At 66.4% G+C, this 22340-nt stretch carries 20 protein-coding genes; all 20 read left to right on the forward strand.

The window, feature by feature from the left end:
• Positions 1 to 73: 73 nt before the first annotated feature.
• The 20 genes from purL (at position 74) to flhA (ending at position 22304) form a co-directional block, all read left to right on the forward strand.
• Entirely contained in the window at positions 74 to 3949 is a 3876-nt protein-coding gene (gene purL, locus G332_RS0106190; protein ID WP_019626134.1) for a phosphoribosylformylglycinamidine synthase, read from the forward strand.
• 52 nt (positions 3950 to 4001) lie between these two features.
• Entirely contained in the window at positions 4002 to 4550 is a 549-nt protein-coding gene (locus tag G332_RS0106195) for a PilZ domain-containing protein (RefSeq protein WP_019626135.1), read from the forward strand.
• Between the two features lie 75 nt (positions 4551 to 4625).
• Positions 4626 to 6002 (forward strand): sigma-54-dependent Fis family transcriptional regulator, encoded by a 1377-nt coding sequence (locus G332_RS0106200; protein ID WP_019626136.1) that lies wholly within the window; start codon positions 4626 to 4628, stop codon positions 6000 to 6002.
• A gap of 182 nt (positions 6003 to 6184) precedes the next feature.
• Entirely contained in the window at positions 6185 to 7558 is a 1374-nt protein-coding gene (locus tag G332_RS0106205; protein ID WP_019626137.1) for a sigma-54-dependent Fis family transcriptional regulator, read from the forward strand.
• A 137-nt stretch (positions 7559 to 7695) separates the two neighbouring features.
• Positions 7696 to 8034, forward strand: a complete 339-nt coding sequence (gene fliE / locus G332_RS0106210) for a flagellar hook-basal body complex protein FliE (protein ID WP_026340660.1) — start codon at positions 7696 to 7698, stop codon at positions 8032 to 8034.
• 31 nt (positions 8035 to 8065) lie between these two features.
• Positions 8066 to 9739, forward strand: coding sequence for a flagellar basal-body MS-ring/collar protein FliF (gene fliF / locus G332_RS0106215; protein ID WP_019626139.1), 1674 nt, complete (start codon positions 8066 to 8068; stop codon positions 9737 to 9739).
• Complete coding sequence (gene fliG, locus G332_RS0106220) at positions 9729 to 10739, forward strand: flagellar motor switch protein FliG (RefSeq protein WP_019626140.1); 1011 nt, start codon at positions 9729 to 9731, stop codon at positions 10737 to 10739. The genes fliF and fliG overlap by 11 nt, the downstream gene beginning before the upstream one ends.
• Positions 10736 to 11461 (forward strand): FliH/SctL family protein, encoded by a 726-nt coding sequence (locus G332_RS0106225; protein ID WP_019626141.1) that lies wholly within the window; start codon positions 10736 to 10738, stop codon positions 11459 to 11461. The genes fliG and G332_RS0106225 overlap by 4 nt, the downstream gene beginning before the upstream one ends.
• Entirely contained in the window at positions 11458 to 12840 is a 1383-nt protein-coding gene (locus G332_RS0106230) for a FliI/YscN family ATPase (protein ID WP_019626142.1), read from the forward strand. Before G332_RS0106225 ends, G332_RS0106230 begins: the two co-directional genes overlap by 4 nt.
• On the forward strand, positions 12837 to 13283 hold the full coding sequence (gene fliJ, locus G332_RS0106235; RefSeq protein ID WP_019626143.1) for a flagellar export protein FliJ: 447 nt from the start codon (positions 12837 to 12839) through the stop codon (positions 13281 to 13283). The genes G332_RS0106230 and fliJ overlap by 4 nt, the downstream gene beginning before the upstream one ends.
• Positions 13284 to 13339: 56 nt before the next feature.
• A complete protein-coding gene (locus tag G332_RS0106240) occupies positions 13340 to 14404 on the forward strand; it encodes a flagellar hook-length control protein FliK (protein ID WP_019626144.1) in 1065 nt (354 codons plus the stop codon).
• Positions 14405 to 14710: 306 nt separating this feature from the next.
• Entirely contained in the window at positions 14711 to 15205 is a 495-nt protein-coding gene (gene fliL, locus G332_RS0106245) for a flagellar basal body-associated protein FliL (protein WP_019626145.1), read from the forward strand.
• Positions 15206 to 15214: 9 nt separating this feature from the next.
• Positions 15215 to 16189: a flagellar motor switch protein FliM gene (fliM, locus tag G332_RS0106250; RefSeq protein WP_019626146.1), complete on the forward strand. Its 975-nt coding sequence runs from the start codon at positions 15215 to 15217 to the stop codon at positions 16187 to 16189.
• Positions 16190 to 16200: 11 nt separating this feature from the next.
• Positions 16201 to 16782, forward strand: coding sequence for a flagellar motor switch protein FliN (gene fliN, locus G332_RS0106255; RefSeq protein WP_019626147.1), 582 nt, complete (start codon positions 16201 to 16203; stop codon positions 16780 to 16782).
• A gap of 17 nt (positions 16783 to 16799) precedes the next feature.
• On the forward strand, positions 16800 to 17240 hold the full coding sequence (fliO, locus tag G332_RS0106260) for a flagellar biosynthetic protein FliO (RefSeq protein WP_026340661.1): 441 nt from the start codon (positions 16800 to 16802) through the stop codon (positions 17238 to 17240).
• Positions 17237 to 17992 (forward strand): flagellar type III secretion system pore protein FliP, encoded by a 756-nt coding sequence (gene fliP / locus G332_RS0106265; protein ID WP_026340662.1) that lies wholly within the window; start codon positions 17237 to 17239, stop codon positions 17990 to 17992. The genes fliO and fliP overlap by 4 nt, the downstream gene beginning before the upstream one ends.
• A 9-nt stretch (positions 17993 to 18001) precedes the next feature.
• A complete protein-coding gene (fliQ, locus tag G332_RS0106270) occupies positions 18002 to 18271 on the forward strand; it encodes a flagellar biosynthesis protein FliQ (protein WP_018872511.1) in 270 nt (89 codons plus the stop codon).
• A 4-nt stretch (positions 18272 to 18275) separates the two neighbouring features.
• Complete coding sequence (fliR, locus tag G332_RS0106275; protein ID WP_019626150.1) at positions 18276 to 19049, forward strand: flagellar biosynthetic protein FliR; 774 nt, start codon at positions 18276 to 18278, stop codon at positions 19047 to 19049.
• A 1-nt stretch (position 19050) separates the two neighbouring features.
• The gene (flhB, locus tag G332_RS0106280; protein WP_019626151.1) at positions 19051 to 20202 is read left to right on the forward strand and encodes a flagellar biosynthesis protein FlhB; all 1152 of its coding nucleotides are present in this window, start codon (positions 19051 to 19053) and stop codon (positions 20200 to 20202) included.
• Positions 20202 to 22304: a flagellar biosynthesis protein FlhA gene (flhA, locus tag G332_RS0106285; protein ID WP_019626152.1), complete on the forward strand. Its 2103-nt coding sequence runs from the start codon at positions 20202 to 20204 to the stop codon at positions 22302 to 22304. Before flhB ends, flhA begins: the two co-directional genes overlap by 1 nt.
• Positions 22305 to 22340: the final 36 nt, after the last annotated feature.

Raw genomic sequence — 22340 nt, forward strand, 5'->3', positions numbered from 1 at the left:
GGCAGGTCCCGCGCGGCGGGTGGGTCCGGTACAATGCGTGGCTTTTGCCACGTCGGGTTTTCGAGGAAGCGCAATGCGGGTTGTGGAAGGGGGCGCGGCGGTCTCGCCGTTCAGACTGCAGGCAATGGAGGCGGGCCTGCGGGCGGTGGTGCCGGGGGCCGGTCCGCTGGCCGCGCGGTTTGTGTATTTCGTGGCGACCCGGCGCCGGTTGAGCGCCGACGAGGAGTCCGTGCTCGGGCGCCTGCTGAACGAGGGCGAGGCATGGACGGGCCCGGGGTTCGAGGTGTGTCGCGAGCTGGTGGTGACCCCGCGCTTCGGCACGATCAGCCCGTGGTCGTCCAAGGCCACCGAGATCGCGCACCACGCGGGGCTGGAGGACGCGGTCGAACGGATCGAGCGCGGGGTGCACTGGCAGATCGGAGGGGAGGCGGCCCGGACCGCCGATGCCGGGACGCTGGCTGCGGTCTTTCATGATCGCATGACCGAGGCCGTGCTCGAGGACCCGGCCGCGGCGGTGCGGCTGTTCCACGATGAAACGCCGCGCTCGCTGACGCGCGTGGACCTGGGAGGTGATGCCCGCGGCGCTCTGGAGCGCGCCAATGCCGATCTGGGCCTGGCCCTGTCCGCGGACGAGATCGACTACCTCGCGGAGGGCTTCCTGGCTCTGGGTCGGGCACCGACCGATGCCGAGCTGATGATGTTCGCGCAGGCGAATTCGGAACACTGTCGGCACAAGATTTTCAATGCCGCCTGGGTGCTGGATGGTCAGGAGGACACACGCACCCTGTTCGGGATGATCCGCCAGACCCACGCGCGCCACCCGGAGGGCGTATTATCGGCCTACAGTGACAATGCCTCCGTGATTGCCGGGCACCAGGGGACGCGTCTGATGCCGGATGCCATCACCGGCGAGTATCGGCGCGAAGCGCTGGACCTGCCAATCCTGATGAAGGTGGAGACGCATAATCATCCGACCGCGATCTCGCCCTTCCCGGGGGCGGCGACGGGCTCCGGGGGCGAGATCAGGGACGAAGGCGCCACCGGCCAGGGGTCCAGGCCAAAGGCGGGTCTGACCGGGTTTTCGGTGTCCAACCTGCAGATTCCCGGTTTCAGGCAGCCCTGGGAGCGCGATTTCGGGCGCCCCGGGCGAATCGAAAGTGCGCGTAAGATCATGCTGGACGGGCCGATCGGAGCCGCGGCGTTCAATAACGAATTCGGTCGCCCCGCGCTGGCCGGTTACTTCCGCACCCTGGAGATGGCATTGCCGGACGGGAGCGGAGGCGAGCGGCTGTACGGTTATCACAAGCCGATCATGCTGGCCGGCGGGGTCGGGTCGATCCGCGGCGAGCATGTGCATAAGCAGGACGTCCCGGCGGGTACCCCGATCGTGGTGCTGGGCGGTCCGGCGATGTTGATCGGTCTGGGCGGCGGGGCGGCCTCGTCCATGGCCAGTGGCGCCAGTTCCGAACAACTGGACTTCGCCTCGGTGCAGCGCGGCAACCCGGAGATGGAGCGGCGTTGTCAGGAGGTGATCGACCGCTGTACCGCGCTGGGCGATGGCAACCCCATTCTGTCCATTCATGATGTCGGGGCGGGCGGGCTTTCCAATGCGATCCCCGAGATCCTCGACGACGCGGGGCGCGGCGGGGTCATTCAGTTGCGCGATCTACCCAGCGCGGAGCCGGGGCTGTCGCCGATGGAGCTCTGGTGCAATGAGGCTCAGGAGCGCTATGTACTGGCGATCGCTGCCGATCGCCTGGAGACCTTCCGCACTCTGGCCGCGCGCGAACGTGCGCCCTTCGCGGTGGTTGGCGAGGCCACCGATGCCCGACACCTGCAGGTGCAGGATCGCCTCTTCCACGAGCCGCCGGTGGACATGCCGATGGGCATGCTGCTGGGCAAGACGCCGCGGATGACGCGTGAGGACCGGCGTCTGCCCGCGCCGGTGACGGCCTTCGACCCGGAGCGCGCGCCGCTGGCGGAGGCCCTGGAACGGGTCCTGCATATGCCTGCAGTGGCGGCCAAGCACTTCCTGATCACGATTGGCGACCGCAGCGTGGGCGGCCTGGTGGCGCGCGACCAGATGGTGGGCCCGTGGCAGGTGCCGGTAGCGGACTGCGCGGTCACGCTGACCGATTTCGATGGCTACAGCGGCGAAGCCATGGCGATGGGCGAGCGCACGCCGCTGGCGATCCTGTCGGCCCCGGCCTCCGGCCGTATGGCGATCGGCGAGGTCGTGACTAACCTCGCGGGTGCGGACATCGACGGTACCCATGCAATCCGTCTGTCGGCCAACTGGATGGCGGCCGCCGGCGTACCGGGCGAGGACGCCAATCTGTTCGACACCGTGCGCGCCATCGCCGAGGACCTGTGTCCGGCGCTGGGTATCTCGATCCCGGTGGGCAAGGATTCGCTGTCGATGCGAACCGTGTGGGAGAGCGCCGATGGACAGTCGCGCCACATGCATGCGCCGGTGTCGCTGATCGTGTCCGGGTTCGCGCCCGTGGCGGATGCGCGGCGAAGCCTTACGCCGATGCCGGATGCGGCCGCCGATGAGCGCCTGTGGCTGATCGATCTGGGCGAAGGCCGGATGCGCACCGGGGGTTCGGCGCTGGCCCAGAGCCATGAACACATCGGCGAGACGGTCCCCGATGTCGTGGACGCCGGACGTCTGCGGGCCTTCTTTGATGCGATCACGACGCTGCGGCGCAACGGGCTGTTGCGGGCCTATCACGACCGTTCCGATGGGGGCGTGTTCACTACGTTGCTGGAGATGGCCTTTGCCGGACGCTGCGGGCTCGAGATCGAGGTGCCCGCAGTGCATCCGGCCGTGGCCTGGCTGTTCAACGAGGAGCTCGGTGCGGTGGTGCAGGTTGCGGCCGGGGCCGAGTCCGCCCTGCGCGACGCGATGGCGGCCGCCGGGCTGGAGGCGCATCTGCACCCGGTGGCGCGTCTGCGTGACGACGAAGCGATCGTGGTGCAGCAGGGTGGCCGTGAGTTGCTGCGCGCGAACCGCGCGGACCTGCAGCGCCAGTGGCAGGAGACCTCGGCGCAGATGCAGCGTTTGCGTGATGATCCGGAGTGTGCCGACGAGGAGCTGGAGCGCGTGGATGTGGATGGCGGTCTGCAGCCGCGGCTTGTTTTCGACCCGGCCGAGGATGTGGCCGCGCCCATGATCGCGGGGGGGGTCCGGCCGCGGATCGCGATCCTGCGCGAGCAGGGCGTCAACGGGCAACTGGAGATGGCCGCCGCCTTCGAACGGGCCGGCTTTGCACCGGTGGATGTGCACATGACCGACCTGCTGCAGGGGCGCCAGGAGCTGGGTTCGATGCAGGGCATGGCGGTCTGTGGCGGTTTTTCCTATGGCGATGTCCTGGGGGCCGGGGGCGGCTGGGCGCAAACCATCCTGAATCACGCCAGTCTGCGCGATGCGTTCCAGGCCTTCTTCGAGCGCGAGGAGACCTTCACCCTGGGGGTCTGCAATGGCTGCCAGATGCTGTCGCACCTGGCACCGCTGATCCCGGGGGCCGAGCACTGGCCCCGCTTCGTGCGCAATCGGTCGGAACAGTTCGAGGCGCGGCTGTCGCAGGTGCGCATCGAGCCGGGACCGTCGGCCCTGCTGGACGGGATGGCCGGGTCGGTGCTGCCGGTCGTGGTGTCGCACGGGGAGGGCCGCGTGCACTACCCGGACGAGGCGCCGCTGCATGACCAGGCCGCGTTGCGCTATGTGGAGGCCGATGATGCCCCGGCCACGCGGTATCCGGCCAACCCCAACGGTTCGCCCGGCGGTGCCACCGGGTTCTGCAGTCAGGATGGCCGTGCGCTTATCATGATGCCGCACCCGGAGCGGGTGTTCCGCACGGTCCAGCATAGCTGGTACCCCGAGGACTGGGGCGAGGACGGGCCGTGGTTGCGGTTGTTCCGCAATGCCCGGGTGTTCGTCAACTGAGAACAGCCGGGGGGTTTGGCAAGAAGGCGGTGGCCGCGGCCGGAGGGAGCGCATGGACCAGACCAGTGAGAACGAATTCCTCGGGGAGGAGCTCCGGGTCTCCTGTCCGCTGATGATCGGTCCCTCGCGGCGCCCGCTGACCGACCCGGTTCTGGCGCAGCGTCTGATCGAGAGACTGGATCTGTTCGACGATTCCCAGTCGCGCGGACCCTCGGCGCACGAGGATGAAGTGGCACCCGAGATCCAGCGGCTGGAGCACAAGCTGGATCTGTTGCTGCATCTGGTCGCCGAGTCGCTGCATCCCGAGCGCCCCGATCCTGTCGCTGTCACCCTCAGCACCTGCGGGCTTGTGCTGCCAGCGGGCACGCTGCCCGAGGATTGTGACCGCGTGGAGGTCTATCTCAGTCGGTTGCTGCCCCAGCCCTGTGTGCTGGGTGTCGAGACGCCGACGACTCGCGGAACGCAGCAATTCACGCGCTGGACCGGGATCGAGGGTCCACTGGAGGAGGCGATCGGGCGCTGGATCTTTCGTCTGCATCGGCGTGAGGTGGCGGAGAAACGCCAGAAAGTTGACGCCAATCGCAGTCAGGCCGGATACTGAGAACTCGATCACAGAACCGGATGCGGCGACGATCCCGGGCGCCCGCAGCGGTCACGGCCATCGAGGCACAGCGGTATGTCGGATCTGGATGCAGACGCGCCTGCCCTGCGCATAGCGCTGAGCGGAGACGCCAGCGTGACGCAGACTACACAGGCGATCCTCAACTGTATGGGCTGCGCCGCGGAGACATACACGAATCCCGCTGATCTGACCGTGGCTGCGCCTGCGGCGATCTGGCTCTGTGGTGCGGCCGCAGAGCTGGATGCACGCCTGCAGGAGGCACCCGTGGAGTCGGCCGCGGTGGTGGTGCGGCCGACCGACGGGGGGGCGGTCCGGGCGGAGGGTGTGGATTGCGTGGTTGAGCATCCGTTGACAATCGCCCGCCTTTCGCAGGTGCTGCAGTGGCTGCGTTTCGGTCGCGAGTCGGGGGATGATGACGCGTCGGGCCTGGTCGGGTCGCACTCGACGATGCAGGCCGTCAAGCGCCTGGTGGAGCAGGTTGCGCGAACGGATGCCACCGCGCTGATCCTGGGCGAGACCGGGTCGGGCAAGGAACTCGTCGCCCGTGCGATTCATCATGCCTCGGAGCGTGCGGACAAACCCTTCGTCGCGGTGAACTGCGGTGCAATTCCCGGTGACTTGCTGGAGAGCGAGTTGTTTGGTCATGAGAAGGGGGCCTTCACCGGGGCCTTTACCGCCCGCGCCGGGCGTTTCGAACTGGCCGGGGACGGCACGTTGTTCCTGGACGAGATCGGCGACATGCCGCTGCCCATGCAGGTCAAGCTCCTGCGGGTGCTGCAGGAGCGGGTGTTCGAACGCGTAGGCTCCAGCAAGCCCATTCCGGCGCAGGCGCGGATTATTGCCGCCACCCACCGCGATCTGGATGCGGCCGTGGCGGATGGCAGTTTCCGTCAGGATCTGTATTTCCGCTTGAGTGTCTTTCCCATCGAACTGCCGCCGTTGCGCGAGCGCAGCAGCGACCTGCCACAGCTGATTGCGGCGCTGGAGGAGCGCTTGCGCGAGCAGGGCATGACCCCGGCCCATCTGACCCCGGCCGTGGTGGCCCATCTGGCGCAACTGGAATGGCCCGGCAATATCCGCGAACTGGCCAATCTGCTGGAACAGCTGGCCATTATGTATCCGGATCTGCCGGTGGATCTGCCGCAACTCCCGGCGCGGGTGCGACCGGACGGCATCGAGGCCCTTGGCCTGCCACCCGCGGAGGCGCAGGAGGCCGGGGCCGGTACCGCGGCGGCGGATCTTGCGCTTGTGGGCGGGCTGCCCCCGGAGGGGGTCGACCTGCGCAGTTTTCTCAACGATCTCGAGCGCGACATGATTGTGCGGGCGCTGGAGGAAACCGGGCAGGTGGTGGCACGGGCGGCCCGGCGGCTGGGTATGCGGCGGACGACGCTGGTCGAACGGATGCGCAAGTTCGGGCTGGGGAAACACTGACGGATCGGCGGTTCCCGTAAGGACGGAATCCCGTCACGGCAGCGCCCGGAATGGCCGGATGAGGGCGTCGGAAGTTCGACGGGTTCGCGGTTTTTTCGCCAATAATTCTCGTAAAATCCGCATCTTGAGAATTTGGCGTATATCTTGCTGAATCCCTTCCGAGATTCTTTCGGAAGACATCCATGGCGCGCGCGACAATCCTGCTGGTCAATTCCGACCCGAACCTGCGCGAGGCCGTCGTACGGGTGCTGGCGACCATCCCGCGGGTACGTCTGCAGACCTGTGCGATGGTGGCTCAAGTCGCAGAAGAGCTCGAGGCGGGGTCACCCGCCGCGATCCTGCTGGGCGAGGTGGAGGATCTCGATACCTGGACCGCGCCTGTGTCCGCGCGCGGCGAGCCGGCGGTGGCCGCGGTCAGTCGCGAACCCAGCCACGAGCGTGAACTGGCCGCGATGCGCGCCGGTGCCGAGGCGCATTTCGCCTTGCCGGAGATGGCCGCAGGCCTGGCCCGCTGGCTGCGCCCGCTGTTGTGTTCCGAAGACGGTTTCGAGGCACCGACCATGGTTGCGTGCAGCGCGGCGATGCAGGCGCTGGACCGCTTCGTGACGCGGATTGCGCGCAGTGACGGGACGGTCTTCGTGACCGGGGAGTCGGGTGTGGGCAAGGAGGTTCTGGCGCGCCAGCTGCATGCGCGTTCGCCGCGCAGTCGGGGTCCGTTCGAGGCGATCAACTGTGCGGCGCTACCGGAGGCGATGCTGGAGGCGATGCTGTTCGGCCACGCCAAGGGTGCGTTTACCGGTGCATTGGAGGCCCGGCCGGGCAAGTTTCAGCGCGCCCACCGCGGCACGCTGCTGCTGGACGAGGTGACCGAGATCCCGGTCCATCTGCAGGCCAAGCTGCTGCGCGCGTTACAGGAGCGCGAAGTGGAACCGCTGGGCGGGCGCAAGGCCGAGCGGGTCGACGTGCGGGTGATCGCGACGTCCAACCGTGATCTGCAGGCGGCGGTGGCCGATGGCGTGTTGCGCGAGGACCTGTACTACCGCCTGAATGTGTTCCCCCTTTGCATCCCGCCGCTGCGCGAACGCGTCGAGGACATTGTGCCGCTCGCGCAGGCGCTGCTGCGCGGTTTGAGCCGCGATCGCCTGCAAGCACTCGACGAAGGGGCCCGGCGTCGCCTGGAGGCCCATGACTGGCCCGGTAACGTCCGCGAGCTGGCGAATGTGATGGAACGTGCGATCACGCTGCACGAGGGTGATGCCGGGTCGGTGGTGACTGCGGAGTCGGTATGGCTGGATGCTGACATGCTGGGGCCATGGACAACCGCGGTCGGGGACACGAAACCGTCAGACGCGACAGGGAGGATTGACGAGAACCCGACACCTTTGCTCGAGCAGACCCTGCAGACCCAGGAGAGTCGGGTCATCCTGAACGTGCTGCGCGAGTCCGGTGGGCGCCGCAAGGAGGCTGCGGATCGACTGGGAATCAGCCCCAGAACGTTGCGCTACAAGATCGCACGCTTGCGCGAACATGGCTTCACGGTTCCGGCCTCGGGGTAGAGTTGTTTATGGCATGTACCTTGCATTGCGTTCCTTGGGCAGTCGGATCGGACCGCCTGCGACATTCAGGGTTTCGGTTCCAAGACAGGTCGTAAGCCGGGCAGTGACCGGTGTGGGGTCGGCGAGAGGGTAAGAACATGAGCGAGATGCAGATCCAGAACGTGCTGCAGCAGATGCGCCAGCTGAGCCAGACCAGCGGTGTGCAGAATACGCAGCCAGCCCAGCCCGCGCGCGAGCCGCAGCGGGCAGGCGGGGTCGACTTCCAGAATGTGCTGACCGAGTCGCTGCGGGGTGTGAATCAGGTACAGCAGGAGGCAACGGCCCTGCAGACACGATTCGAGCTGGGCGACGAGAACGTGAGTCTGCCGCAGGTGATGACCGCAATGAACAAGTCCAGTATCGCCTTCGAGGCCACGAACCAGGTACGCAATCGGCTGTTGAATGCGTATCAGGAAATCATGCGGATGCAGGTCTGATCGGCGCTCGAGCTGAAGGAGAGGGCGGATAATGGCCGAAAATGCACAGTCCCTGCCGGCGGTGGTGAGCAGCGGCATCAAGGAATTCAACGGGATGCCGGCCGGGCGCCAGCTTGCCCTGATGGGCATGGCCGCCGGCGCCATCGTGGTGGTCGTGGCCCTGTTGTACTGGTCGATGCGGCCGACCTATGTGCCGCTGTTCCCGCGCATGGAGGCCGAGGACGCGGCCGAGGTGGTCCAGGTCCTGTCGCAGGCCGGGATCCAGTATCAGGTGGATTCCACGACGGGTCAGGTCAAGGTGCCGCAGGGGGATGTGGCCAGTGCGCGCCTGCAACTGGCCAGCGAGGGTCTGCCGCGCTCCGGGGATCTGGGGTTCGAGTTGCTGCAGGAGGATACTGGCCTGGGCACCAGCCGCATGATCGAGGGCGCGCGCCGCCACCGGGCGATGGAAGGCGAACTGGCGCGTACCGTCGCCTCTCTGGATGCGGTGGATCGGGCACGTGTGCACATCGCCGAGGGTGAACAATCCGTATTTGTGCGTGATCGGCGCCCGGCCAGCGCCTCGGTGGTGGTGCACCTGCGCGGCGGGCGCTCGCTGAGCGAGGCGCAGGTGGGGGCGATCGTGCACCTGGTGGCCTCCAGTACCTCGGATCTGGATCCGGAGCAGGTGACCGTGGTGGATCAGCGCGGACGTCTGCTGACGCAGGATGGCGCCGAGGTCGGCATGGGCGGCAGCAGTGATCGCCTGGGCTTTACCCGGGATGTAGAGCAGCGCTACACCGAGCGTGTTCAGGACTTGCTGATCCCGATTGTCGGGCGTGACCGCGTTCGGGTGCAGGTGAATGCCGATATCGACTTTTCGCAGGTGGAACGGACCGAAGAGCTGTACGACCCGGAGACCATTGCGCTGCGGTCCGAGCAGACGCGCGACGAGGAGCGAACCGGTCCCGACGCCGGCGCCGGGGGGGTGCCGGGGGCGCTGACGAACCAGCCGCCGGCGGGTGGTGTGGTCGGTGAGGCCGAAGCCGACAACGAAAATGGAGTGCGACAGTCCGGCAGCCGCAGCAGCAGCGTGACCCGCAATTTTGAAGTGGATCGTCGCATCAACCACATTCGTGAAATGCCGGGCGGGGTACAGCGGGTATCGACCGCGGTGGTGGTGGATTTCCGTCAGGATGTGAACGAAGACGGCGAGTCGGTACAGGTGGCACGTGATGCCGAGGAGCTGGACCGGATCGAGTCGCTGGTGCGCGAGGCGGTGGGTTTTGATGCCGCTCGCGGGGATACGATCAACGTGGTGACCGCCCCGTTCGAGGCTCCGGTTGAGGAGGTTGTGACCGAGGAAATTGCGTTGTGGGAGCAATCCTGGTTCCTGGAGCTGGTCAAAATTGTTGCCGCCCTGCTGCTGGCGCTGGTGATCCTGCTGACCGTGGTGCGCCCGGCCATGAAACAGCTGTTGCAGCGTCCGGAACCACCGCCCGGGCACGACGAAGAACGCGAGGCGTTGACGGACGCATCCGGCGGTGCCGGGGCGGGGGCGGCCGCATCGGCCCCTACGGAGGCTTCGGCCGTGCCCTCCCTGACCGGTCCGAAGGGGCCGGACCAGCAGGAAATGGATCTGGAGGCGGTGCGCGAGATGGTCCGCGAAGATCCGAAGCGCGTGGCCCAGGTCATGAAAACGTGGTTGGGTGAAGATGGCCGCTGAAAAGAACTCCAAACTGGAAGGCGCCGAGCGCGCTGCGGTGTTCATGATGAGCCTGGGCGAGGAGGCCGCGGCAGAGGTCATGCGCCACATGGGGCCGAAGGAGGTGCAGAAGATCGGCACCGCGATGGCCTCGATGGAGCGGATCTCGCGCAGTGACGTGAATGCCGCGCTGCAGGACTTCTCAAGCCAGGTGCAGGAGCAGACGGCCCTGGGCCTGGGTGCCGACGAATACGTGCGCAGCGTGATGCAGAACGCCCTTGGCGACAAGGCCTCCGGCCTGATCGACCGTATCCTGCTGGGGCGCAATTCCAAGGGGATCGAGGCGCTCAAGTGGCTGGACCCGCGAGCCATCGCGGACATGATGCGCAACGAACATCCACAGATCGTGGCCATTGTGCTGTCCCACCTGGATGCCGATCAGTCCGCGGATACGCTGCAGTATCTACCTTCGCGCGTGCAGTCGGACATCCTGATGCGCATCGCGACGATGGACGGGGTCCAGCCTCAGGCCCTGCAGGAGCTGGACGAGATCCTCGACCGGCAGTTGTCCGGCAATGCCTCCAGCACGACCTCGATGCTGGGCGGGGTGCGCTCCGCGGCTGACATCATGAACCTGATGGAGGGCTCGCGCGAGGCCGAGATCATGGAGGTGATCAAGGAATCCGACGCTGATCTGGGAGCACGCATCGAGGATGAGATGTTCGTCTTCGAGAACCTGGCCGAGATTGACGACCGCGGTATCCAGACCCTGTTGCGGGAGATCCAGACGGAGTCGCTGGTGCTGGCCATGAAGGGTGCCGATGACGACCTCAAGGACAAGATCTTCCGGAACATGTCCAAGCGCGCCGGCGAGATGCTGCGCGAGGACCTGGAGGCGAAGGGCCCGGTTCGCGTCAGTGAGGTCGAGTCCGCCCAGAAAGAGATCCTCACCGTGGCGCGCCGGCTGGCGGAGAGCGGCGATATCGTGCTCGGTGGTGGCGGCGGCGAGGCGATGCTGTGACCGACGCGCCCGCGGCCAAGCCGTACACGGACGCCTCGGCGTCGCTCTGGGAACCCCCGGAGATCGGCTCCGCAGGCGTGCAGCCACCGCGGCGCCTGCCCACGGCGGCCGAGATCGAGGCGATCGAGGAAGAGGCCCGCAAGAACGGTTTCGAGGCCGGGTATGCCGAGGGTCATGAGCTTGGTCGGAAGGAGGCCGAGAAGGCAACGCTGGCACGCGAGGAAAAAAAGCTGCGGGAAACCGTGGCCGCGCTGGAGGCCGTCGCCGGCGGGCTGGTGGATCCGCTGGCCGCGGCCGCCGATGCCCTGGAGCCGGAGCTGCTGGCGCTGGTGACGGCGCTGGCGCGCAAGGTTATTCAGGACGAACTGCAGACCCGGCCGGAACGGATCGAGGGCGTCCTGAAGGATGCCCTGGACCAGTTGCCCGGACGCAACCAGGCCGTTCGCGTCTACCTGCATCCGGACGATCAGGCTCTGGTGCAGGAATACGGCGCAACTGCGCAGGCCGAGATTAGCTGGGTGCCGGATTCGGGGCTGGCGCGCGGCGGTTGCCGGGTGGAGGCGGGGGCCGCGAGTGTGGACGCCAGTCTGGAACGGCGCCTGCAGCAGGCGGTAGAGGCCCTTTGGGATGGCGAGTATCCCGATGCCGAGTCCAAGTCCGCCGCGACCCCGGGCGATGCGCCTGATGCAGATGCGAATGGCCCCGACCAGGAGGCGCCATGAGCCGGTCGATCGAAGAAGAGGTGCGGCGCAAGGGCCGGGAACGCCTGAGCCGTGGCCTTCTGGACCGCCTGCAGCAGTCGCGCGGTCGGGTCGAACGGGTCAATCCGCCGCAATCGGAGGGGCATCTGTCGCGGCTTACGGGACTGACCCTGGAGGCCGAGGGCCTGCGCCTGCCGATCGGTGCGCGGGCGTTGATTCATGGCGAGACCGGCCCCCCGGTGGCGGCCGAGGTGGTGGGGTTCCAGAGCGATCGCACCTTTCTGATGCCGGAAGAGCTGGCGGCAGGACTCACCCCCGGAGCCCGTATCGAACCCCTGGACAACCAGCGTCAGATCCCGGTCGGCGAAGGCCTTCTGGGTCGGGTGATCGACGCCAATGGTCAGGCGCTGGATGGCAAGGGCCCGATCCGGACGCATGTATTCGGTCCCCTGGCCGGGCGCCCGATCAACCCGCTGCAGCGGGCGCCGGTGCGTGAGCCCCTGGATGTCGGCATTCGGGCCATCAACGGGCTGCTTTCGGTCGGACGTGGCCAGCGCCTGGGCCTGTTTGCCGGTTCCGGGGTGGGCAAGAGCGTCCTGCTGGGCATGATGACGCGCAACACCACGGCCGATGTGATTGTTGTTGGACTGATCGGCGAACGGGGCCGGGAGGTCAACGAATTCATTCACGAAATCCTGGACGAGGAGTCGCGAACGCGCACCGTCGTGGTGGCGGTGCCGGCGGACCAGTCGCCACTGCTGCGCCAGCACGGGGCCTGGGTCGCGACCGCGGTGGCCGAGCATTTTCGCGATCAGGGTCTGCATGTCCTGCTGCTGATGGACTCCCTGACCCGATTCGCCCAGGGCGCCCGCGAGATTGCCATGGCGATTGGCGAGCCTCCGGCATCCAAGGGCTATGCGGCCTCGGTGTTTGCGCGCCTGCCGCAGCTGGTGGAGCGAGCGGGCAATGCCGATACCGGAGGCGGGTCGATTACCGCCTTCTATACCGTGCTCGCTGAAGGCGATGACCAGAATGACCCGATCGTGGACGCCGCACGTGCCATTCTGGATGGTCACGTCGTGCTCTCGCGCGAGGTTGCGGAAACCGGGCGCTATCCCGCGATCGACGTGGGTGCCTCGGTCTCGCGTGTGATGTCGGCTCTCATCGCGCCGGAACACGAGCGTGCTGCGCGCCGCTTCCGCGACCTGTCGGCGACCTACATGCGCAACCGCGACTTGATCGCGGTCGGAGCCTATCGCAAGGGGGCCGATCCGCATCTCGACGAGGCAGTCGCCATGCACGAGCGGCTGGAGGCCTATCTGGCGCAGGGTCGCACCGAGGCGGTCAGTTTTGACCAGGCGCGCAGCGACCTGCTGGCGCTGGTCGGGGGCAAGGGATGAACCCCGGGCGCCTGGAACGCCTGCTGCGACTGCGGCGGATCGAGGAGAGCGAGGCGACGCGCCAGCTCGGGGAGCGGCTGCAGCAGCTGGACATCATCGCGGATCAGCGCCAGCGGCTGGAGACCTACCAGCAGGACTACCTGCACACGACCCTGCCGGACGACGCCAACGCCCTGAAATGGCTGGCCGGGATGCGGGATCAGTTGCGTTCGGCGCTGGATCAGCAGGACCTGCGCCTGCAGGCGGCGGAGTCACAGGTGGAGTCCGCGCGCCAGGAATGGCTGGAACGCCACCGCAACTGTCTGTCGCTGGAAAAACTGCTGGAACGGCGCCGGGCCGAGGCCCGGCAGCAGGATACCCGGCGGCAACAGGTGGAGCAGGACATGTGGGCGACGCGTCAGGCGTACGCACGCGGGGATGGCCCGGTGTGGCAGGGTTCTTGAATGGACTGCATAGGGCAAGGGCATCGGACAACCCCCGGTAGACAGAGGATCCGGACATGATCGCGACACAGAACACCGGTCAGGGCATGTTACCGCTGCTGCAATTACTCGGCGGCAATGGCACGGCTCAGGATCTGGAGGGCCTGCAAATGCTGGAGCTCGAGGCGGACGGCAGTTTTCGTTCCGTGCTGGAGCCACGGATGGAGGCCTTGCTGGCGGAGCTGGGCGTGTCCGCCGACGAACTGGACGGGCTGGACCTGGTGGCCATGCTGAGCCGCCTGCAGGAGTTGCTGGACGGGCACGCGCTGGCCGCTGGCGAACATGCGCAGGGCAAGCCCTTGCCGCTGGCCGCCCTGATGGCGGCGGGCGGCGAGGGTGCGCCGCGTGCCGCCGGTCGTGACGAACCTGCCGTTGGCACATCCAGCCCGGCCCCGGTGAAACCGCTGCCGGCGGCCCTGATGCGCCTGTTCCTGGACGCCAGCCAGGTCCCGGGTGGCCGCGAGGGTGTAGCCTCCGTGAAGCTGGACGTGGCGGGCATGCCGGGAGGGGCGCGGGAGCACCTTGGGGAGGTCCTCGCTCAGTGGATGCAGCAGGGGGGTGACGAGGGGCGGCGCGGGCGCGCGGACGTGCTGAGCGCGGTAGTCCCGGCCGCGGTAGTCCCGGCCGAGCCCGGGGACTCGGCGCGGGGCCTGCCGCGGCTGGACCTGACGCGCCTCTTGCAGCAGCCGAACGGCGCCCGTGAACTGGCCGACCAGGTCCGCATGCTTGCCCAGGCCCAGGGCGGGCGTACGGAGCTCAAATTACACCCGCCACAGCTGGGCAGCCTGGATGTGCGCGTGCTGGTAGAGGGCGATCGCACCAGTATTCAGTTCATCAGTGCCAGTCCCGTGACCCGCGAGGTGCTGGAGGCGGCGCTGCCGCGGCTGCGCGACAGCCTGGCGGAAAGCGGACTGCAGCTGGCAGATGCGACCGTCTCCGATCACGCCGCCGAAGAACAGCGGGAGGACGCGGATGAGACTGCGTGGGACTCCGGCGCTGGCGCGGATGACGCAGCCGGTGACGAGGGACATGACGGGAGCACCTTGTCGCAGTTGAATCGACGTCTTGATCTGTTTGCCTGATCCGGTCGCTGCCTGGTCGGCACGGCGCATAGTGGCTGGGCCGGCACATTGACGCCAACCCGGCCGCGGGCTGGCGCGTTCGCCCGGGCTTTCCGCTTTCGACTCGGCGCCAAGAATCCGTCTCCTGGCCGGTGCGGCTGGCTAATTCTTGACGTTCCTGCCTTTGCGGGTCGCTCGGTTGTGCATTCGGAATGCGTCAGAATCAACGCAACCCACTAAAACTGCGACTAAAAATCCATTTGGCATCTGCCTTGCTAAGTTCCCGGGAAAGGGCGAATCCCGGGTTCAGCGGAGAGTGGGTGCGACATGGCGGAGAAGGAAGTCAATCTGGGCGGCGATGACGCCGCCGGGAAGAAGGGTGGCAAGGCCAGGCTGATCATTCTGTTGCTGGTGGCGGTCATCCTGGTGGCCGGTGGCGGGGCGGCGGCCTGGTTCCTGCTGATGGGCGACGAGACAGACACCGAGCAGGCAGAACCCGGTCCTCCGCAGCGACTGTACCTGAGTCTGGAGCCGATGACGGTGAACATCGAAGCCCCGGGACGAATTCGGTACCTGCGCACCGAGCTGAGCCTGGTCACGCACGACCCGGCCGTGAGCGCGGCCATCGAACGCTACATGCCGGCGATTCGCAATGACATGCTCGGCGTCCTCGGCGAACAGCGCTACGAGGATCTGAACACGCGGGCCGGCAAGGAGGCGCTGGCAGAAGAATTGCGCGATACGGTGCGCGGGATCCTGGCTTCGCGCAATGCCCCGCAGGCGGTCGAGGCCGTCCTGTTCAATGAACTGGTCATGCAGTAGGGGCCGGTCATGGCGCAGACGGATATCCTCAGCCAGGACGAGATCGATGCCCTGCTGCACGGCGTGGACGAGGGCGAGGTCGAGACCGAAGACCCCTATCCGAGTGATGGCGAGGCACGCGACTTCAACTTTGCCACGCAGGACCGGATCGTACGCGGGCGCATGCCCACGCTGGAGATGATCAACGAGCGTTTTGCACGCCAGCTGCGCGTTCGACTGTTCAACCTGCTGCGCCGTTCTGCCGATATCTCGGTGGCCGGTACCCGCATCGCCAAGTTTTCCGAATACATGCATTCGCTGTTCGTGCCGACCAGCCTGAACCTGGTGCGCGCGCATCCGCTACATGGCACGGGCCTGTTCGTGTTCGATCCCAAGCTGGTGTTCATCTTGGTGGATAACTTCTTCGGTGGGGACGGGCGCTACTACACCCGCATCGAGGGTCGCGATTTCACGCCAATGGAGATGAAGGTGGTCCACGGGGTTCTCGAGGGCGCCTTCGAGGACATGCAAAAGGCCTGGGAGCCGGTGATGGAGCTGCGGTTCGAGTTCCTGAACTCCGAGGTCAATCCGCAGTTCGCGAACATCGTCTCGCCCACCGAGATTGTGGTCATCAGCGAATTTCACATCGAGCTGGACGGTGGTGGCGGCAACCTGCACGTGACCATGCCGTACTCGATGATCGAGCCGATCCGTGAACAACTGGATACCGGCATCCAGTCGGATCGTTCCGACGTGGATCAGCGCTGGATGAATGCGCTGCAACAGGAGATCCAGAGTGCCGAGGTCGAGATCAGCTCCGTCCTCACCGAGGCCGAGCTCACCGTGCGTGAACTTCTGGACATCCAGCCGGGCGACATCATCCCGGTGGACCTCCCCGAGAAGATCGTCCTGCATGTCGAGGACATCCCGATGTTTCGCGGGAAGTTCGGCGTATCCAATGGCATGAATGCGTTCCAGGTGCTGGAACGCACGTTTAAACGATAGAGGGCGGCATCATGGCAGACACCGACGATCCGAAACAGGAAGGCCCGATTCCGGAGGATGTCTCCATCGGGCAGGAACCGGCGGACGCGGCCCCCGAAGGTGGCGCCGACGATCAGGCGCTTGCGGATGAATGGGCCGCCGCGCTGGCCGAACAGAAGGACGAAGATACCGCGGAGACGGCGGACCCCGATCAGCAGGAGGACGCGGAGCCGGATGGCGGCTCCGGCGCCGCCGCGGCGGCGGGCAAGCGTGAACGCAAGCACAAACCCGATCCGGGCGCCGAGACCCTGCAGCCGGAACAGCTCTCGGGTGTTGTCCACGGCGATGGCGAGGAAATGAATCTGGATATGGTCCTGGATGTGCCGGTGACCATCTCCATGGAGATCGGTCGCACGCGCATCCCGATTCGCAACCTGCTCCAGCTCAACCAGGGCTCGGTGGTGGAACTCGACCGTCTGGCCGGCGAGCCGCTGGATGTGCTGGTGAACGGCACGCTGATTGCGCACGGGGAGGTGGTCGTGGTCAACGAGAAGTTCGGGATCCGTCTGACCGACGTGATTAGCCCCAGTGAGCGCATCCGCAAGCTGAAATAGCCCGGGTTGGAATGACTATGGATCCACGTAGCGTACGCAATCTGGCCGTAGTGTGGATGGCGACTGCCGGGCCGCTCTGGCCGCTGGCGGCCCAGGCCGAGGGCAGTGGCGTGGGCGCGGCCGGGTATCTTGCGCAGTTGATCGGAGGGCTGGTGCTCGTGATCGGCGCCATCGTGATCCTGGGCTGGGTGCTGCGCCGCACCCAGGGCGGGCTGAATCGCGGCTCGCAGGTGATCGAGATCGTCGCGGCGCGTTCGGTGGGGACGCGCGAACGCCTGGTACTGGTTCAGGTCGGCGACGAACAGGTGCTGGTGGGGGTGGCGCCTTCGGGCCTGCGCACGCTGCACACCATGAACACCCCGGTCCAGGCGCCCGCCGGTGGCGAGGCGGATTTCTCCGGCGCGCTGAAACGCGCAGTGAGCCGGGGTATGAACGCCGAGCAGCGGGGCACGTCATGAACACCCGGATGCTGCGCCTTTTGCTGGGCCTGGCCCTGCTGGCGCTGCCCGGATTGGCCGGTGCTCAGATGGGCCAGGGCATCGAGGCGCTGACGGTCACCACCAATGGTGACGGTGGCGAGACCTACTCGGTAACGCTGCAGATCATCCTGCTGATGACGCTGCTGACCCTGTTGCCGTCGATCCTGATCATGATGACCGCCTTTACCCGCATCCTGGTGGTACTGGCGATCCTGCGCCAGGGCCTGGGGACGACCCAGACGCCGTCCAACCAGATCCTGATCGGCCTGGCGTTCTTCCTGACCCTGTTCGTGATGGCGCCGGTGTTCGAGGAGATCCACGATACCGCCGTGGTGCCCTACCTGAACGAGGAGATGGGCACCGAGGAGGTGCTGGCGGCCGGCGTGCAGCCCCTGCGCGATTTCATGCTGGCGCATACCCGCGAGAGCGATCTGGCCATGTTTGCGGAGATCAACGGCATCGACGGGTTCGAGGATGCGGACGACGTGCCGCTGAGCCTGCTGGTGCCGGCATTCGTGACCTCCGAGCTGAAGACGGCCTTCCAGATCGGATTCCTGATCCTGATCCCGTTCCTGATTATCGACCTGGTGGTGGCGTCGGTGCTGATGTCGATGGGGATGGTGATGCTGTCGCCGTTGATCATTTCGCTGCCCTTCAAGGTGATGCTGTTCGTCCTGGTGGACGGCTGGGCGCTGCTGGTGAACACCCTGGCCACCAGTTTCTTCGTATAGGAGCCCGACATGACACCCGAACTGGTTGTGGATCTGGGACAGGAGACCCTGATGGTGGTGACGCTGCTGGCGGCCCCGCCGCTGCTGACCGCGCTGGCCGTCGGGCTCGCGATCGGCATGCTGCAGGCCGCTACCCAGGTGCAGGAGATGACCCTGTCCTTCATCCCGAAGCTGCTGGCGATGTTTGCGGCGCTGCTGCTGAGCGGGCACTGGATGCTCGCCCTGTTGATCGACTTTACCGAGCGGCTCTACGAGGGCGCGCCGGGGATGGTGGGCTGAGCCCATGACGCTGGCGGCCGAGCAACTGGTGCTGTGGGTGGGAGCGGTCCTGTGGCCGTTCGCGCGCATCGGCGCCATGCTGGTCGCGATGCCGATCTTCGGCGCCGACACCGTGAATGTGCGCGTTCGGATCGGGCTCGCGTTGCTGCTGGCGATCTTCGTGGCCCTGCAGGGCCCGGTGCTCCCGGACGTCGATCCGCTGAGCCTGGAAGGCGTGCTGGTGACCCTGCACCAGGTCGCCATTGGCGTGTTCATGGGCTTTATCCTGCAGATGGTGTTTTCCGCGCTGACTCAGGCGGGCGAGGTGATCGCCCTGGGTATGGGGCTGGGTTTCGCGTCCATCGTGGACCCGGCCCAGGGCGTGCAGGTGCCAGTGGTCTCCACCATCTTCGTGATCTTCTCCACCCTGCTGTTTCTGGCAATGAATGGCCACTTGATTGCCCTGGAGTTGCTGCTGACCAGCTTCGAGACCATGCCGGTGGCTCCGTCGGGGCTGAGTGCGGAGGCCTTCTACGCCCTGGTCGCGTTCGGCTCCACCATGTTCGTGGGGGCCATCCTGGTGGCGCTTCCCGCGGTGGCCTCGCTGCTGCTGGTGAATATCTCCATGGGGGTGATCACCCGTGCCTCGCCGCAGTTGAACATCTTTGCGGTCGGGTTCCCGATGATGATCCTGATCGGGTTTGTGCTGCTGATGTTCACGCTGCCCGGCCTGCCGGAGCGCTTCGGCGAGCTGATGCTTGCGGGCTTCCACCTGATGCAGACGCGGATGGGCTTCTGACATGGCCGAGAACGAGAGCGGACAGGAGAAAACCGAACAGCCCACTCCGAAACGCCTGCGCGAGGCAAAGGAGAAAGGGCAGGTGCCGCGCTCGCGCGAGTTGAGCACCTTCCTGGTGCTGATGGCGGCCGGTGGTTTCCTGTTGCTGTTCGGGCCCACCATGGGCGCACAACTCGCGGATCAGATGAGCAACCGCTTCACCTTCGAACGCGAACTGGTCTACGACTCGCAGCTCCTGCTGCCGTATCTGGCGGAGGAGATCTTCCAGACCCTGCGCACGCTGTTGCCGTTGTTCGCCGTGCTGATCGTGGCGGCGATGCTGGCCCCGATCGTGATTGGTGGTGCCAATTTCTCCTTCAAGGCCGCAGCGCCCAAGCCCTCCAAGCTGAACCCGCTCAAGGGTCTGAAGCGGATCTTTTCCTGGCAGGGGCTGATGGAGTTTGGCAAGACCTTTGCCAAGTTCGTGCTGATCTCGAGTGTGGCGGTGGCGGTGCTGGCGACCTTCTCCGACCGCCTGCTGATGCTTGGCTACGAGCCGGTGCACCAGGGGATCGCCCATGCCGCCCAGCTGGTGCTGGGCACGTTCATCGCGGTCTCGGCTGCGCTGGTCGTGGTGGCTGCGATCGATGCACCGTTCCAGATGTGGAACCACCAGAAGCAGCTGCGGATGACGCGCCAGGAGGTCAAGGACGAGTACAAGGAGACCGACGGCAAGCCGGAGGTCAAGCAGAAGGTTCGCCAGCTGCAGCAGGAGATGGCGCAGCGACGGATGATGGAAGAGGTGCCCAAAGCCGACGTGGTGATTACCAACCCGACCCATTACGCCGTCGCGATCGTCTACGAGGCTTCGCGCATGGCGGCGCCGAAGGTGGTTGCGAAGGGCGCCGACGAGGTAGCGGCCTCGATTCGTGCGGTGGCTGACGAGCACGCGATCATCCGGGTGGAGGCGCCGCGGGTGGCGCGCGCCATCTACTTCACCACCGATCTCAACCAGGAGATCCCCAACGGCCTGTTCGTGGCGGTCGCGCGCATCCTGGCCTATGTCTATCAGCTCAAGCGCGCGGACGCCGATGCGCAGATGCCGGATGACCTGCCGGTGCCGGACGACTATCTCGATCCCGACAAGCAGCGCGGCCCGCGGAGGCAGCGCTGATGGCCTTCTTCGATCGTATGGGCAATGTCGGCAAGTGGGGTCTGGGGGCACCGATCCTGCTGGTGGCGATGCTGTCGATGATGGTGCTGCCGCTGCCGCCTCTGGCGCTGGATGTCCTGTTTACCTTCAACATTGCGCTGTCGCTCGTGGTCATCATGGTCGCGATCTACACCCCGCGGCCGCTGGAATTCGCCGTCTTTCCGACCGTGCTGCTGGTCGCGACGCTGTTGCGTCTGGCGCTGAACATCGCCTCGACCCGGGTGATCCTGCTGGAGGGACATACCGGGACCGACGCCGCTGGACAGGTAATTCAGGCCTTTGGCGACTTTGTGGTGGGCGGTAACTACACCGTGGGTCTGGTGGTGTTCGCGATCCTGATCATCATCAACTTCGTGGTGGTGACCAAGGGGGCCGGCCGCGTATCCGAGGTCAGTGCCCGTTTTACCCTGGATTCCATGCCGGGCAAGCAGATGGCGATTGATGCCGACCTGAACGCCGGCATCCTGACACAGGAAGAGGCGCGCAAACGCCGCGAGGAGATCGCCAGCGAGGCGGATTTCTACGGCTCCATGGACGGTGCCTCCAAGTTCGTCCGCGGCGACGCGATCGCGGGCATCCTGATCCTGTTCGTGAACATCATCGGCGGCCTGACCATTGGCGCGGTGCAGCACGGCATGTCGTTGGGCGATGCGGCGACGAACTACGTGCTGCTGACCATCGGCGATGGTCTGGTCGCGCAGATCCCGTCGCTGGTCCTGTCGTCGGCGACCGCGATCATCGTCACCCGCGTGACCAGCACCCAGGACATGGGGCAGCAGGTGTTCGGGCAGATGTTCTCCAACCCGCGCGTGCTGTATGTGGCGGGTGGCGTGATTGCGGCGCTGGGGATCGTGCCGGGGATGCCGAATGCCGTGTTCCTGGGCCTCGCCGCGCTGATCTTTGGCGGTGCCTACCTGCTCAGGCGCCAGGCCCGCGAGGCTGCGGTGGAGGTCGAACGGATCCCGCAGGAGGACGAGGGCGGGGCGCGCGCGGAGGATCGTGACCTGACCTGGGAAGACGTGCCGCCGGTGGACCTGGTCGCGCTGGAGGTGGGGTACCGGCTGATCCCGCTGGTGGATCGTACCCAGGACGGCCAGTTGATGGGTCGCATCAAGGGCGTGCGCCGCAAGCTCTCGCAGGAGCTGGGCTTTCTGCTGCAGCCGGTCCACATCCGCGACAACCTGGAGTTGAGCCCGAATGCCTACCGCATCAGCCTGCTGGGTGTGACGGTGGCCGAGGCCGAGGTCTTCCCCGATCGTGAACTGGCGATCAATCCGGGCGAGGTCTTCGGCACCGTACCGGGGACTCCGACCAAGGACCCGACCTTCAATCTGGACGCGCTCTGGATTGATCCCGCCGACCGCGACCAGGCGCAGGGGGCCGGCTATACCGTGGTGGATTGTTCCACGGTGATCGCGACACATCTCTCGCAGGTCTTCCGTGAAAACGCCCATCGTCTTATCGGGCACGAGGAGGCCCAGCACCTGCTCGACCAGCTGGCGCGGCATTCGCCGAAGCTGGTGGAGAACCTGGTGCCCAAGACCCTGTCACTGTCGATTGTGCTGAAGGTGCTGCAGAACCTGCTGGCCGAGCAGGTCTCCATCCGCGATCTGCGCACGATCGCCGAAACCCTGGCAGACGAGGGTGTGAAAAGTCAGGATCCCGGCACCTTGACCGCGGCGGTTCGCGTCGCGCTGTCGCGCTCCATTGTGCAGGACCTGGTGGGACCGGAGGAAGAGCTGCCGCTGGTTGCACTGGACCCATCTTTGGAACAGCTCTTGCATAAATCTCTGCAGGGCAGCTCGAACGGCACGGTGGGGCTGGAGCCTGGTCTGGCGGAACGGTTGCAGCGTTCAGTCGCGGATGCCGCCCGCCGCCAGGAGATGGCGGGTCAGCCGGCCGTCCTGGTGGTGGCGCCGGAGATCCGTTCCTGGATCGCCAGTTGGCTGCGCGGGGCCGTGCGCAGCCTGAGCGTGCTCGCCTTTACCGAGATTCCCGATAACCGACGGATTCGGGTCGTGGCCACTGTTGGTCAGGAAGAGACACCAAAGCAGCCCGCCTGAGCCAAACGATGAAGGGTTCCGCCGCCTCCGCGGCGC

This window comes from Thioalkalivibrio sp. ALJT, from assembly GCF_000381825.1.
GTDB lineage: Bacteria > Pseudomonadota > Gammaproteobacteria > Ectothiorhodospirales > Ectothiorhodospiraceae > Thioalkalivibrio.